This window comes from Kribbella sp. NPDC004875, assembly GCF_042873375.1.
GTDB lineage: Bacteria > Actinomycetota > Actinomycetes > Propionibacteriales > Kribbellaceae > Kribbella.
This window is the reverse complement of record NZ_JBIALI010000002.1, coordinates 684,633-697,841: the sequence shown is the minus strand read 5'-3', so window position 1 is coordinate 697,841 and position 13,209 is coordinate 684,633. Positions and strand designations below refer to the sequence as shown.

The 13,209-nt window shown below is 69.5% G+C and carries 15 protein-coding genes; 3 read left to right on the top strand and 12 right to left on the bottom strand.

Annotated features, from left to right (window positions below):
* Nucleotides 1-5: 5 nt before the first annotated feature.
* From ACFYRH_RS14355 to ACFYRH_RS14305, 11 genes are all read right to left on the bottom strand, one after another.
* Nucleotides 6-905 (bottom strand): amidohydrolase family protein, encoded by a 900-nt coding sequence (locus ACFYRH_RS14355; protein ID WP_387773597.1) that lies wholly within the window; start codon nt 903-905, stop codon nt 6-8.
* A gap of 1 nt (nt 906) precedes the next feature.
* The gene (locus ACFYRH_RS14350) at nt 907-1,299 is read right to left on the bottom strand and encodes a cupin domain-containing protein (protein ID WP_387773594.1); all 393 of its coding nucleotides are present in this window, start codon (nt 1,297-1,299) and stop codon (nt 907-909) included.
* A complete protein-coding gene (locus tag ACFYRH_RS14345; protein ID WP_387773591.1) occupies nt 1,296-2,855 on the bottom strand; it encodes an FAD-dependent monooxygenase in 1,560 nt (519 codons plus the stop codon). The genes ACFYRH_RS14350 and ACFYRH_RS14345 overlap by 4 nt, the downstream gene beginning before the upstream one ends.
* Nucleotides 2,848-3,594 carry an SDR family NAD(P)-dependent oxidoreductase gene (locus ACFYRH_RS14340; RefSeq protein WP_387773588.1) on the bottom strand — a complete coding sequence of 249 codons (747 nt, stop codon included), beginning with the start codon at nt 3,592-3,594 and terminating at the stop codon, nt 2,848-2,850. Before ACFYRH_RS14340 ends, ACFYRH_RS14345 begins: the two co-directional genes overlap by 8 nt.
* On the bottom strand, nt 3,591-4,289 hold the full coding sequence (locus ACFYRH_RS14335) for a GntR family transcriptional regulator (protein ID WP_387773585.1): 699 nt from the start codon (nt 4,287-4,289) through the stop codon (nt 3,591-3,593). Before ACFYRH_RS14335 ends, ACFYRH_RS14340 begins: the two co-directional genes overlap by 4 nt.
* The gene (locus ACFYRH_RS14330) at nt 4,286-4,996 is read right to left on the bottom strand and encodes a fumarylacetoacetate hydrolase family protein (RefSeq protein WP_387773582.1); all 711 of its coding nucleotides are present in this window, start codon (nt 4,994-4,996) and stop codon (nt 4,286-4,288) included. Before ACFYRH_RS14330 ends, ACFYRH_RS14335 begins: the two co-directional genes overlap by 4 nt.
* Before the next feature lie 246 nt (nt 4,997-5,242).
* On the bottom strand, nt 5,243-5,638 hold the full coding sequence (locus tag ACFYRH_RS14325) for a RidA family protein (RefSeq protein ID WP_387773579.1): 396 nt from the start codon (nt 5,636-5,638) through the stop codon (nt 5,243-5,245).
* Entirely contained in the window at nt 5,638-6,726 is a 1,089-nt protein-coding gene (locus ACFYRH_RS14320) for an Ldh family oxidoreductase (RefSeq protein ID WP_387773576.1), read from the bottom strand. The genes ACFYRH_RS14325 and ACFYRH_RS14320 overlap by 1 nt, the downstream gene beginning before the upstream one ends.
* Nucleotides 6,727-6,835: 109 nt before the next feature.
* Nucleotides 6,836-7,615 (bottom strand): ABC transporter permease, encoded by a 780-nt coding sequence (locus ACFYRH_RS14315; protein ID WP_387773573.1) that lies wholly within the window; start codon nt 7,613-7,615, stop codon nt 6,836-6,838.
* On the bottom strand, nt 7,612-8,409 hold the full coding sequence (locus ACFYRH_RS14310) for an ABC transporter ATP-binding protein (RefSeq protein WP_387773570.1): 798 nt from the start codon (nt 8,407-8,409) through the stop codon (nt 7,612-7,614). The genes ACFYRH_RS14315 and ACFYRH_RS14310 overlap by 4 nt, the downstream gene beginning before the upstream one ends.
* Nucleotides 8,410-8,424: 15 nt before the next feature.
* Nucleotides 8,425-9,447 carry an ABC transporter substrate-binding protein gene (locus tag ACFYRH_RS14305; protein ID WP_387773567.1) on the bottom strand — a complete coding sequence of 341 codons (1,023 nt, stop codon included), beginning with the start codon at nt 9,445-9,447 and terminating at the stop codon, nt 8,425-8,427.
* 352 nt (nt 9,448-9,799) lie between these two features.
* Here ACFYRH_RS14305 and ACFYRH_RS14300 point away from each other — a divergent pair, with 352 nt between their 5' ends.
* Both ACFYRH_RS14300 and ACFYRH_RS14295 read left to right on the top strand, forming a co-directional pair.
* A complete protein-coding gene (locus ACFYRH_RS14300; protein WP_387773564.1) occupies nt 9,800-11,113 on the top strand; it encodes a sensor histidine kinase in 1,314 nt (437 codons plus the stop codon).
* 1 nt (nt 11,114) lies between these two features.
* Nucleotides 11,115-11,765 carry a response regulator gene (locus tag ACFYRH_RS14295; RefSeq protein ID WP_387773561.1) on the top strand — a complete coding sequence of 217 codons (651 nt, stop codon included), beginning with the start codon at nt 11,115-11,117 and terminating at the stop codon, nt 11,763-11,765.
* Between the two features lie 37 nt (nt 11,766-11,802).
* On the opposite strand, the gene ACFYRH_RS14290 is transcribed toward ACFYRH_RS14295, so the two are convergent.
* Complete coding sequence (locus tag ACFYRH_RS14290) at nt 11,803-12,351, bottom strand: MarR family winged helix-turn-helix transcriptional regulator (RefSeq protein ID WP_387773558.1); 549 nt, start codon at nt 12,349-12,351, stop codon at nt 11,803-11,805.
* A 124-nt stretch (nt 12,352-12,475) separates the two neighbouring features.
* Here ACFYRH_RS14290 and ACFYRH_RS14285 point away from each other — a divergent pair, with 124 nt between their 5' ends.
* Nucleotides 12,476-13,144, top strand: coding sequence for an FMN-dependent NADH-azoreductase (locus tag ACFYRH_RS14285; protein WP_387773555.1), 669 nt, complete (start codon nt 12,476-12,478; stop codon nt 13,142-13,144).
* The last annotated feature ends 65 nt before the right edge of the window (nt 13,145-13,209 follow it).

Sequence of the window (13,209 nt, the reverse complement as noted above, 5' to 3'; positions counted from 1 at the left end):
ACGTCTCACCACGCGACAACCTCCGTCGCGAGCGGCCGGGTCAGTACCTCGGCCGCCGCGGACCGCGCGGCGGACACCCCGTCGCTGCCCATCGGGAACGGCCAGTCACTCCCGGCCAGCACCCGTTCGGGCCCGAACGTCTTCGTCAGCAGTTCCAGTACGGCGTCGTCGTGCACCAGATCGTCCACGTAGAACCGGCGCAGCGCCTCGGCCACCGGCAAGGACACCGGCGCGATCCCGGGCCGGGCCTGGTCGATCCCACGCTGCCACCGGCCGGCCACCGCCGCCGTCACACCACCCCCATGGCACAGGCAGAACCGGATTCCCGGAAACCGCCCCGGCACATCCGCGAAGACGAGCGAAGCCGCGGCCACTCCGGTCTCGTACGGATTTCCCAACAGGTTCGACAAGTAAAACGAATCAAGCCGCTTGTCGTCACTGGCCCCCGGGTGAATCAGCGTGAACGCCTCGGCCGCGTCCAGCACGCCCCAGACCGGATCCAGGCCCGCGTAGCTCGGCGTACCGAGCGCGAAACCGCTGAAGACGCCCTCGGCTGCCAGCCCGGCGGCGACACCAGGCGCGGCCGCGTCGAGCAACGGTAGGTGCGCCAGCACGCGCAACTGGGGCGTGGCGAGCTCACGGAGGCCCTGGTTCACCAGCTCGGCCCACTCCACGCCGGCGTCGTACCGGAAGAGCGCAGGGGGCACCGACACGACCGCGCCGTCGAGGTCCTGCTCGGCGATCCAGTGCAGGAGCGCGGCAGGATCGGCGAGCCGGCCGAGCGGGAGCCGCTCACCGTCGACAACCAGGGAACCGTTGTCGACGGTGAGCCCGAACTCGCCCCGGTGCGCCGCCGACAGCACGGTCGGCGGGATCAGGTGCGTATGGACGTCCCATCCGGCCATGTCAGCGGGCGTCCTCGTCGTTGTCGTAGAACTCCGGCCGCTCCGGGTAGTGCGGCCCGTCGTACACCTCCAGCAGGACGGAGGTCTCCTCGGCGCGCGTCGGACCGTGGACGACGCCCTTCGGGTTCCAGTAGAAGCTGCCCTTGGTCAGCGTCGTCCCGGTCGGCAGGTACACATACCGGCCGGACAGACAGAACATGAACTGGTTCGAGGCGTGCTTGTGCTCGGACGGGATGCCCGCGCCCTTCTCGAAACGCACCAGCGCGATCGACGCCTCGGTCTCCGGGTCCCGCCAGAGCATCTTGTGGGACAGCCCGGCCAGCGACTTCTCCACCCACTCCAAGTCGTCCGTCTGCAGCAAGATCTCGCGCAGCGGCTCGTCAAAAGCTCTCATGGCACCTGCCGACCAGTGATGTGGGTGTACAGCTCTTCGGCTACTCCGGTACCCATCGGAGCCACGGCAGCGACGTGTCCGTCCGGACGGATCAGTACGACGCTCTCGGGCGGTACGCCGTACCGCTTGGTAGCGACGCTTCCCGGATCGAACAACGCACGATCGCGCAGACCGGAGTCGTGCGGAGCGTCCCATCGCGACACCGCGTAGTGCTTCAGCGCGGGCGACTCGTTCACCGGAATCTCCGGACGCCGCCGGACGTCGGTGAAGTACAAGGCGACGAACGAGTCGCGGGTCAACTCGTGGATCGACGTACGACCGGTCGGGCTCTGGAGCACCAGGTCGGGCGCCCGGTCACCGGCCCGCACCGCGGGCGGCGTGGCCGCGTTCGCCACCATCGACCAGTCCCCGGACCCGTCCACGTCCAGCCGCACGCTGAGCAGCGTGCGCGTGTACGCCGTCGCCCAGTCGCTGGTGCCTTCGGTGACAGCACCCTGCTGGAAGGACATGTACTTGCGCGCGGCCTCCGCCATCTCGCCCGAGCCCTCGATCGCGACGGGCCGCTGCTCCTGCTCGTACCCGTCCAGCAACTCCGGCGTCGCCCAGCCACGCAGTACCCAGGCCAGCCGCCACGGCAGGTTGGACGCGTCCAACGCACCGGTGTTCAGACCGAGCGCCCACATCGGCGTGATCAGGTGCGCGGCGTCCCCCATCAGGAACACCTTGCGGTCCTTGGTCCACTGCTCGGCGACCCGGTGGTGCACGTTGTAGACGACCGAGCCGAGCAGCTCGATCCGGTCCACCTCACCGATGAACTGCTTCACCTTGACCAGCAGGTCCTCGTCGTCCGGCGCGTCCGCACCCGGCGCCAGCGGGAACAGGAACCGCCAGTTGTCCGGCTGCCGGATCAGCACCATCCACTCGGACTTGTCCGCGAAGTAGGCGAGGTACGGGTAGTCCCTGGCGTTGTTCACGTCCAGGTCCACCACGACGTCGATCAGCATGTACCGCTCGGGCAGGGTCTCCCCGACCACCTTCACACCGAGCGCGTCCCGGATCCGCGACCGCCCGCCGTCACAGGCCAGCAGGTACGACGCCTCCAGCTCCTGCGGACCGTCCGGCGTCTCCAACTGCAGGACGACGCGGTCGTCGCGGACGTCGAACGACGTCAGCCGGTGCTGCGTCCGGACCGGCTCCGGGAGCGCCGCGGCGAGCAGCGGCTCCATCTTCTGCTGCGGCAGGTTGATGACGAACGGGAACTGGGTGTCGTTCACCAGCTCGGCCAGCTGCACCGAGGCGCGCGGGGTGTTGGTGGCCCGGTCGATGTCACCGATCTCGTCGATCCGCAGTGCGGCGCCGAGGATGCGGTCGACCGCGCCGTACCGGTTCCAGATCTCCAGCGTCCGGCTCAGCGTCGTACCGGCCTTGGTGTCGGACGACAGGACCGCGTCCTCCTCCAGCAGCACGTACGGGATGCCGTAGTGCGCCAGACCCAGCGCGGTGGTCAGACCGATCGGTCCGGCACCCACCACGGCAACAGGCAGCTGTTCAGTCACTCATCACTCCGTGCAGATCAGTGAAGCTCGTGAGTTTGGCAAAGGCGCGCTCACGGGTCAGTACTGACCCGGTCATCGCCGCCGCGTCGGACAGCAGGAACAGCAGCGGACCGACCACGTCGTCGGGGTCGCCGATACCAATGGTGTCCTGCCAGTGCTCCCGGTCCGCGCCGACGTTCGCACTGCGGAACTGGTCCGTGTCGATCACTCCGGGCGCGACGACGTTCACCCGCACCCGGTCACCGGCCACCTCGCTCGCCAACGACTTGGCGAACGCCACCAGCGCCGCCTTGCTCGCCGCGTACGCCGCAGCGCCCGCGTACCCGGTCGACGCCATACCGGAGGTGAACACCACCACCGACCCGGACCGCTGCGCCACCATGTGCGGTACGACGGCCTGACACACCCAGACCACGCCGTCGAGGTTCACCTGCAGCGTCCGGCTCCACTCGGCCGCGTCCATCTGCAGCACAGCGGAACGCGGCTGAACGGCCGCACCGGCCACCAGCCCGTCGATCCGCCCGTACCGCTGCAGCACGCCTTTGACGGCCACCTCGACCGCAGCCTTGTCCGCGACATCCACCTCGACGTACTCGATCCCATCCGGCGGTGCAGTCACGTCCAGGACGACCGCCATACCGCCGGCGGCGTTGACAGCTGCGGCCAGCGCGGCGCCGATGCCGCGGGCGCCGCCGGTGACGAGAACGACCTCACCTGTCGCATCGAAGCGCACCTTCATGGCGTCTCCTTCTGCTTGGACGTCATGGTCTCCGTGATCCGCTGGAACGCACCGGCCAGGTGACTGCGCAACGCCAGCTCGGCAGCGTCCGGGTCGCGCGCCACGCACGCGTCCAGGATCGCCTGGTGTTCCAGTCGGCTGCGCTCGATCAGGAACGCGGTCGGCCGGCTCCCGAACCGGTAGCGCTCGCTGTTCTGCCACACCGGTTCGATGGCCCGCGGCAACCACTGCGAACCGCTGGCCCGGTAGATCGCGAAGTGGAAGTCCGCGTGCGCCTCGCGAGCGCCCGCGGAGTCCTCCGCCCGGGACAACCGCAGGTGCTCGGCCAGCGCGGCCGCCGCCTTCACCAGGTCCTCGTCGGTGAACCTGGCCGCAGCCGCCCGTACGGCGAGACTTTCCAGCGCCAGCCTCGTCTCGTGCGTGTCGCGCAGATCCGACACCGACAGGTCACGCACCCAGGCGCCGCGGTGCGGGATGATCTCGACCAATCCGAGCGCCTCGAGCCGCCGGAGTCCCTCACGGACCGGCATCTGGCTCATCTCGAGCCGACTGGCGAGCTCGACGAGACGCAACGGCGTACCGCTCGGGAGCTCGCCGGACAGGATCAGCTGGTGCAGCTCAGCCGCGGCGTGCTCGGCGAGCGTACGGCGACCTCCCTTGCCACCACCCGGCAACAACTCCAGTGGACCGCTCATGCGCGGGTCACCTTGTTCCGCAGCTCGCCGAGCTTGTCGGACCTCGTGACGACCACGTCGCCCTCCTGCAGGAACACCTGCGGTTCGCGGGCGTTGCCGATGCCGGCCGGCGTACCGGTGAGCAGCAGGTCTCCGGGGCGCAGCGTCATACCGAACGAGAGCTCACTGATCAGCGTGGCCACGTCGAACGCCATCTGCCGCGTCGACGCGTCCTGGCGGACCTCGTCGTTGACCAGGCACTGCAGGCGCAGGTCCTGCGGGTCACCCACCTCGTCGGCGCTGACGATCCACGGGCCGAGCGGCATGGTGTCGTCGATGCTCTTGCCCTTCAGCCATTGCCCGCCGTGCGCACGCTGCAGGTCCCGCTGCGACACGTCGTTGGCCAGCAGGTAACCCCAGACGTGGTCGAGCGCCTCACCGACACCGATGTTCTTGCCGGTCCGGCCGATCACCAGCGCGACCTCGGCCTCGTAGTCCCATTTGGCGGAGATCGCGGGATCCCAGGCGATGTCGTCGTACGGACCGATCACCACGTCCGGGCCCTTGGTGAAGAACGTCGGGTGCTCGGGCCGGTCGACGTCCTGGCCCTCGCGCTTGCCCTTGCTCTCCTCGAAGTGGTCCCAGTAGTTCCAGCCCGTGCAGAGGATGTCCCGCCGGAACCGCCGCAACGGCGCCCGCAGGGCGCTTTCACTGAAAGGGATTTCCACCCCGGTGGGCGATCCACCACCGGTGATCACTTCCGTCAGATCTGTTGCCTCAAGCAACACAACGGTGTCACCCCGGAGCACACCGGGCACGTCCCGCCCGGCATGCTCCACCATCACGTACCGCATCTCAGGTCCACTCGACGCCGCGCACAACATCACCCCTCACTCGTCCACGTCCTCGCTCCGCTCCGGGCGCGGACGAGGCACCGAGCGGACTGCGTTCGATGATGAACTCGCTCCGCTCGTTCATGCGATCACCGCGATCGCGTTGATCTCGATCAGATAGTCGGGATGCGCGAGCTTGCTGACCTCGACCATCGTCGAGGCCGGCAGCGGCTCCGCGAAGTACTGCGCCCGGATCTCGTGGATCTTGGCGAAGTCCTCCATGTTGCGCACGTACACGTCGACCCGGCACACGTCCGCGAGCGTGCCGCCGGCGGCCTCGACCGCCGACTTCACGTTCTCGCACACCTGCCGGGTCTGCTCCCGGACGTCCCCGACCCCGGCGATACTCCCGTCGGGGCGGCGCGCGGTCATCCCCGAGACGAACACCAACCGGCCGGTCGCCTCGATCGTGGTCGCCTGCGAGAACACCCCGTTCGGGCTCCGCAGCGCCTCGGTGGACACCTGTGTCTTCGGCATCAGCTCAACACCCCTCCTGCCGGGACGACGGCACCGACCGCGCGGGCGGCCGCCAGCAGTCCGTCCAGTCCCGATCGCTCGATCCGTACGCCGTTCCGCCGCTGCTGTTCGGCGCGCTCGGCCTCGATCTCCCCCGGCAGGTACAGCCGGTTCACCCCGGGAGCGGTCGCGCTCCCGCGGACCCGCGCGGCGAGTCCCGAGGACCGCCGCCGGAAGTCCTCCACGCCACCCATCAGCTCCGGGTCGATCGCCAGGAACAGGTGCGCGCAGTCGTTCGGCCGGTCCGGCTCCCGGTACAGCGGGCGGACCTCGTCACCCCAGCCGCCACCGCTCAGCACCCCGGTGAGTACGTCGATCATCAACGCCAGCCCGAAGCCCTTGTGACCGGCGGCCGGCAGCAACATGCCGAGGACCGCCTCGTCCGGATCCGTGGTCGGCGTACCGGAGGCGTCGGTCGCCCAGGTCTCCGGGATCGTCCGTCCCGCCGACGCCGCCAGCCGGATCTTGCCCAGCGCGACGGCCGACAGCGCCATGTCCAGGACGATCTCCACTCCCGCGGTGGTCGGCACGGCGATCGCGAGCGGGTTGTTGCCGACGATCCGCTCGGCGCCACCCGGGGCAGGCATCAGCGGGGTGGTGTTCGACATTGCGATACCGATACACCCGGCTTCGCCGGCCTGCATCGCCCAACGGCTCGCGGCCCCGAAATGGTGCGCGTTGCGGACCGAGACGATGCCGATCCCGTACCGGCCGGCCCGCTCGATCGCGTGCCCCATCGCCTGCGGGCTGGAGAGCTGGCCCATCCCGCCGCGGGCGTCCACCACCATCGCGGCGCCGGCGTCGAAGAGGATGTCGAGCTCCCGCTCCCGGGTCACACCGCCGGCGTTCAGGCGTTCGACGTACATCGGGACGAGCATCACGCCGTGCGAGCTGACCCCGCGCAGGTCGGCCTCGACCAGCGCCGCGGCGATCACGGCCGCATCCTCGGACTCGAACCCGAGCGCACCGAACACGGCGGTGACAGTCGCTTCGAGCCACTCGGGCCGGACCAGCACCCGCCGATCCGCGTCGGACGCCTGCGCGGTCATCGGGCCTCCCAGCCTGGACTGAGGAGCGCAGCGGCCGGAGCGACGAGGGAAGGCTGGGAGGTGCAGCCCGATGACCATGCCGGCGCCGGAGGCCCGGCCACAAGTACAGTCATCGGATTTCCCGGGCCCAAGGCAGGAGCAGGTGCTCCAGCAGGGCCAGGCCGTAGAAGAGCACGATGCTCATGATGCTCAGCAGGGCGATCGCGGCGAACGCGAGCGTGGTGTCCGCGCTCGCTCCGGACTGCTGGATCACGTACCCGAGCCCCTTGGTGGCACCAACAAATTCGGCGATCACCGAACCGATCACCGCCAGCGAGATCGCGACCTTGAACCCGGTGAAGATCTGCGGCATCGCGTACCGCAGCCGGAGCTTGAAGAACTCCTGCGACCGGCTGGCGTTCAGCGAGCGCATCAGCTCGACCAGCTCGGTCGGCGTCGACTTCATCCCCTGCGCGGTCGAGATGACGATCGGGAAGAAGCACATCAGCAGCACCATCACGACCTTCGGCCACTGACCGAAGCCCATCCACACCACCAGCAACGGCGCGACCGCGACCTTCGGGATCGAGTTCACCATCAGCAGCAGCGGATACACCAGCCGCTCGAGGATCACCGAGCGGACGATCACCAGCGCGATCGGTACGCCGATCACGATCGCGAGCAGGAAGCCCTCGATCGTCTCCAGCATCGACGTCCAGGTCTCGGACAGCAGGCTGCCGGGCTGCTCGAAGAACTTGGCCGCCACGTCACCCGGGCTCGGCACCAGGAAGGGCTCGATCGCGAACACCACAACGGCGGCCCACCACAGCCCGATCGCGAGCACCAGGCCGATGGCCGGCAACAGGATGGCCGCACCGGTCGAAGTGGCCAGCCAGGATTTGCGCTTCATCGCGACCGCACCTCGTCCACCGGGCGGACCTCCTTCTCGGCGAGCAGCGCGTGCAGCCGCGCGCTGATCGTGGCGACCTCGGTGACGTGGTCATCCTGGCCGAGGCTGCGCGGCCGCGGGATGTCGATGTCGACGACCTCACGCATCCGGCCCGGCCGCGGCGTCAGCACGACGACCCGGTCGGCCAGTACGACGGCCTCCTCGATCGAGTGCGTGACGAACACGATCGTGGTGGACAGCTCCATCTTGATCCGCTGCAGTTCCTCGGACAGCTCGGTCCGGGTGAGCGCGTCGAGCGCCGAGAACGGCTCGTCCATCAGCATCACCTGCGGGTCGCGGATCAGCGACCGGCACAGCGACACCCGCTGCTGCATACCACCGGACAGCTCGTGCGGCAGCCGCCGCTCGAACCCCTGCAGCCCGACCAGCTCGAGCAACTCGTGGGCCCGGTCCCGGTACGCCGCCTTGCTGCGATCGCCGGCGCCCTTGTCGATCTCGACCGGCAGCAGGACGTTCGACAGCACCGAACGCCACGGCAGCAGCGCCGGGCGCTGGAACATGAAGGACACGTCCCGGCGCGGTCCGGTGACGGGCTCGCCCGCCACCTGGACCGTGCCGGACGTCGGGGGCAGCAGTCCCGCGATCAGCCGGAGCAGCGTGGACTTGCCACAGCCGGACCGGCCGATCAGCGTGACGAACTCACCGCCGCGAACGTGCAGGTCGATCTTCTCGAGGGCAGTCACCTGGCCCTCGCGTCCGTCGAAGACCTGTCCCACGCCGTCCAGGCGAATCATCTGTTGCCGGTTCTCCTAGCTCGTCGGGGCCAGGCTGGTGGTGACGACGTCCTGCGGGGTGAGGGCGCCGGCCGGGACCGCCTTGGACTTCTCCAGCAGCGCGATGATCTTCTTCACCCGCTCCACGTCGACCTCACCGAGCGATCCCTTGAAGGTGGACGGCTTGGTGTAGTCCTTCATGATCTGGAGTTCCTTGGTGGCGACCTCGAGATCGGTGTCCGGGACGTACTTCTTCAGGATCGCCGCCGACCCGGCCGGGTCGTTCACGGTGTCCTGCAGGCCCTTGAGCAGCGCGGCGGTGAACTTCTTCACCTGGTCCGGGTGGTCCTTGGCCAGGTCGCTGCGGGTGATGATCGCGTTGCCGTACAGGTCCGGCAGTTCCTTGCCGTAGGACAGGAAGACCGCCTTGCGGTGCTGCGGGTCGGCCTTCTCGATCAGCGGCTGGCCGACCACGAACTGGCCGATCACCGGGACCTTCTTGGTGGCCAGCAGCTGCGGCAGCGCGGGCGGCGGCGACGGGATGAAGGTGACCGACTTCGCCGGGATGCCGACCTTCTCCGCGTAGACGCCGAACATCACCGTGTTGGTCGAGCCGGGCTGGTCGCCGACGCTCTTGCCGACCAGGTCCTTCGGCGTGTTCACGCCGTACCCCTCGAGCGACATCAGACCGGCCAGCGAGGCCTGGTGGATCATCCCGACCGTGGTCACCGGCAGCTTCTGCTTGGCGAGCGTGATCGCGACCGCGGTGAAGTCGCCGATGCCGTAGTCGGCCTGACCGCCGGCCACCAGCTTCATCACGTCGACGGTGCCGGATCCGGGGCTGATCTTGACGTCGAAACCGGCGTCCTTGAAGTACCCCTTGTCCAGGGCGACGTACGCGTACGCCTCCCGGCCGAAGGTGTTGAAGGACGTCAGGTAGTTGACCTTCTGCAGGCCGCTGCCCGCGTCCTTGCCGTTGTCGTCGCCGGAGTTGCACGCACTGACCAGGGCGAGCCCCAGGACCGTCACCAGCGCGATGACGGAACGCCTCAACCTCATATCGACCTCTCTCGTCCCGATATTTGATCAAACATCAAATATTGAAAGGTGGTCAATCCGCCCGCGGGGTCTTCACGGGGACTTAACGTCCGCCGCGCCGGGCCCTCGCAGACCTGCTGGCCACCCGTCCTGGAGCTTTTCCCCATACCCGTCCGTCACCGACCGGGCACCCGCCCCGACCACAGACCGTACCTGCCTGAGCAGCAGATCGCGACGCCCGCGAGGGCAGAACCGGGCCGGACACCGTCAAATTTGCGTAAACCCTCAACTTCTTGGTGAGACAGCACACGTCCGGCGGCCGCTCCCTCGGCGGAGGGAGGTGACGCGCCCCCGGCTTTGACACGATGTCACTGTGACAGACGTGGTGCGACAGCTGTGGCGGGCGCTCGGCAGCCTGTGGCGCCCGTCGACGTACCTGCGCTGGGTGTACCTGCTGCTCGGGGCGGCGCTCGTCCTGGCGTTCATCCTGGTCGACAGCGCACTCGGTGCCGTGGTCTCCGATCTCGGGCTGCCGAAGGTTGCCACCGGCATCATCTGGGTGGTGATCGGGCTGCTGCCGCCGATCGCGCTCGGGCTGCTGCCGGCGGTCCGCGAGGTGGAGGGCATCGCGGTCGAGTCGCTGCTCGCGGTGCGGTTCGAGGAGCGGCCGCTCGGCCCGGCGCGGACCTGGGCGCAGCGACGGCGGACCGCGCTGTGGTTCTGCCTGCATCTGCTGGCCGGTGGCGTGGTCGGGATCATCAGCACGATCGTGGTCGGTCTCGGCGCGGTCTGGCTGGCGGCGCCGTTCCGCTCCCCCGGTTCCCGCGACATCGTCCCGGGCTGGGCGTACGACGTCCGCGGCGACTGGACCGATCTCTGGATGCCCGCGGCAGCGATCGGCGGACTCGCCGGGCTGTTCTTGTTGTCCGCAGCCGTCGGCGCCCTGCTGGCGTACCTCGCGCCACAGGTCCTCGGGCCGACCGCGGCGGAGCGGATCGAACTGCTCGAGAAGCAGACCGCGACACTTGCCGAGCGCAACCGTCTCGCCCGTGAGTTGCACGACAGCGTCGGGCACGCGCTCAGCCTCGTCACCATCCAGGCCGCGGCCGCCCGGCGGGTACTGGCCAGCGACCCGGAGTTCGCCGAGAACGCGCTGGCCGCGATGGAGACCTCGGCGCGCGCCGCGCTCGCGGACCTCGACCATGTCCTCGGCCTGCTCCGGGACGACCGCCATCCGGGTTCACGGACCACGCCACAGGCGACGCTCGGCGGTCTGGACCGGCTGGTCGAGGCCACCGAGGCCGGCGGGATCACCGTCGAGGTCGAGCGCTCCGGCGACCTCGACCAACTCCCCGCAGCGGTCTCGCGGGAGGCGTACCGGATCGTCCAGGAAGGTCTGACCAACGCGATCCGGCACGCCGGTCGCCCGGCCGGCGAGCTCGCCGTCGACCTGTCGATCCAGCTCGACACATCCGGTCTGCGGCTCGCCGTCACCAATCCGGTCAGCGGCCGGCCCGACCACTCCGTGCACACCGACCGGTCCGGTGGTGGCCGTGGCCTGGCCGGGATCCGTGAAAGGGTCGCCGTACTGCGGGGCACGGTCGACGCCGGCCCGGTGAGTTGGCGGGACGGCCCGGGCTGGCGGTTGGCGGTCCGGTTACCGGTGAGCATGACGACGAAGGGATGACATGAACCTGTCGGTGGTCGTGGTCGACGACGAGCCGCTGATCCGCAGCGGGCTGCGCGCCATCATCAACGCCGAGCCCGACCTGACGGTCGTCGGCGAGGCCGGTGACGGCGCGGAGGTGCTCCCGGTGGTCCGCCGGACCGGCGCCGACGTCGTACTGATGGATGTCCGGATGCCCGCGGTGGACGGCATCCAGGCGACCCGGCTGCTGCTCGAGAGCCTCGACCCGGCGCCCCGCGTCCTGGTCGTCACGACGTTCGAGAACGACGACTACGTGTACGACGCGCTCCGGGCCGGCGCGTCCGGCTTCCTGCTCAAGCGGACCCCGCCGGACGACATCATCGCGGCGATCCGGACGGTCGCACGCAGCGAGTCGCTGCTGTTCCCGGAAGCGATCCGATCACTGGCGATCGCGCACGCGGGGTCGCGGACGCCGACCGGTCTGGACGAGTACCAGCTGACCGACCGCGAGCAGGAGGTGCTCCGGCTGATGGCCCGCGGGCTGTCCAACGCAGAGATTGCCGGCGAGCTGATCCTCGGGCTGCAGACGGTCAAGACCCACGTCGCCAACGTGCTCGCCAAGCTCAACGCCCGGGACCGCACCCAAGCCGTGATCCGCGCCTACGAATCAGGCTTCGTACCGCTGCACTGAAGGGCTCCGCCGCCGGTCGGCGGCCTCGGCCAGAGCGCTACGTCCGCGCCGGGTCCTCTGCCTCGGCCAGGGTGCACGCGTTGTGGAGCGGGTCGACGGCGTTGGCCTTCATCGCGAGCCGCTGCAGCAGCATCCGGAAGCTCGCCCGCTCGGACTCATCCAGGATGCCGAGCATCTCGTCCTCGGTCGCGCGCAGCCGGCGCTCCAGGTCGCAGAGCGCTTCCGTCCCCTGGTCGGTCGGCGCGATCAGCCGCGCCCGCCGGTCGGCCGGGTCGGGCCGGCGCTGCACCAGACCCGCCTTCTCCAGGTCGTCCAGCAGGTAGGTCATCACGGTCCGGTCGACGCCCAGCTGCGCAGCCAGGTCGAGCTGCCGCTTCGGGCCCTCGGCCGAGGTCGTCGCGAGCACCTGGTAGCCGCGCGGACCGCCGGGCAGGCCCTCGAGCGCCGCCGCGGACGCCTTCGCGTACCGCCGGAACATGACGCCCAGCGCCCAGCCGAGATCGGCCTCCACGGGCGCACCGCCGGCCTCACCGGGCTCGACACCGCGCGCACCCCGGGCCGCGACCTCGGGCGAAGTACTGGACATGTCCCCATCGTACGTGGTCTACGCCACCCGGAATACGATCTGACTTGTATATGTTCTGCCACACAGATTATCTTGGAGGCAGCTCAACCCGAGCACGCCCCTCAACTCGATGGAGACAGAACGTATGAGCACCCTGCTACGCGTCGACGCCAGCATCCGGCTGGACGGTTCGGTGTCCCGCGCCCTGGCGGACAGCGCGGAGGCCGCCTGGAAGGCGGAGCACCCGGACGGTGTCGTGGTACGGCGTGACCTCGGGCAGCACCCGCTGCCCGCGACCCTGTGGCCGACGCTGGCCGCCGCGCAGGTCGGTCAGGAGCCGGTCGCCGATTCCGAGCGGATGCCGCTCGCGGAGGCCCAGGCGCTCGCGGACGAGCTGAAGGCCGAGATCGTCAACGCCGACGCCGTCCTGCTCGCCGTGCCGATGTACAACTACGGCATCGCGCAGAACGTGAAGACCTGGATCGACGTGCTGGTGATCGACAAGGACCTCGCCTTCGGTTCACGCCCGCTCGCCGGTCGGCCGGCGATCTTCGTGATCGCCCGGGGCGGTGGCTACGGACCGGGTTCGCCGAAACACGGCTGGGACCACGCCACGCCGTACCTGGAGCGGATGTTCGGTGACGTGTTCGGCATGAACATCCGGACCGCCGCGGCCGAGCTCACCCTCGCCCCGGTCACCCCCGGCATGGAGGAGCTGATCGACGCGTCCAAGGTCTCGGAGTCCGAGGCCCACGGGCACGCCGAGAACCACGGCACGGTCGTCGCCCGCGAAGTGATCGGGCGCGCTGCCTGACGGAGCGGACCTCCAGCACTCCACAACCTGCGTCGGCGAGCGCCGCTGAGCGTGGGCTGCCGGCC

Coding starts and splice junctions, on each gene's coding strand:
- ACFYRH_RS14290 (WP_387773558.1), bottom strand. CDS start 12,351: ATGTCCAGTACTTCGCCCGAGGTCGCGGCCCGGGGTGCGCGCGGTGTC.
- ACFYRH_RS14335 (WP_387773585.1), bottom strand. CDS start 4,289: ATGAGCGGTCCACTGGAGTTGTTGCCGGGTGGTGGCAAGGGAGGTCGC.
- ACFYRH_RS14315 (WP_387773573.1), bottom strand. CDS start 7,615: ATGAAGCGCAAATCCTGGCTGGCCACTTCGACCGGTGCGGCCATCCTG.
- ACFYRH_RS14340 (WP_387773588.1), bottom strand. CDS start 3,594: ATGAAGGTGCGCTTCGATGCGACAGGTGAGGTCGTTCTCGTCACCGGC.
- ACFYRH_RS14355 (WP_387773597.1), bottom strand. CDS start 905: ATGGCCGGATGGGACGTCCATACGCACCTGATCCCGCCGACCGTGCTG.
- ACFYRH_RS14310 (WP_387773570.1), bottom strand. CDS start 8,409: ATGATTCGCCTGGACGGCGTGGGACAGGTCTTCGACGGACGCGAGGGC.
- ACFYRH_RS14325 (WP_387773579.1), bottom strand. CDS start 5,638: ATGCCGAAGACACAGGTGTCCACCGAGGCGCTGCGGAGCCCGAACGGG.
- ACFYRH_RS14295 (WP_387773561.1), top strand. CDS start 11,115: ATGAACCTGTCGGTGGTCGTGGTCGACGACGAGCCGCTGATCCGCAGC.
- ACFYRH_RS14320 (WP_387773576.1), bottom strand. CDS start 6,726: ATGACCGCGCAGGCGTCCGACGCGGATCGGCGGGTGCTGGTCCGGCCC.
- ACFYRH_RS14305 (WP_387773567.1), bottom strand. CDS start 9,447: ATGAGGTTGAGGCGTTCCGTCATCGCGCTGGTGACGGTCCTGGGGCTC.
- ACFYRH_RS14285 (WP_387773555.1), top strand. CDS start 12,476: ATGAGCACCCTGCTACGCGTCGACGCCAGCATCCGGCTGGACGGTTCG.
- ACFYRH_RS14350 (WP_387773594.1), bottom strand. CDS start 1,299: ATGAGAGCTTTTGACGAGCCGCTGCGCGAGATCTTGCTGCAGACGGAC.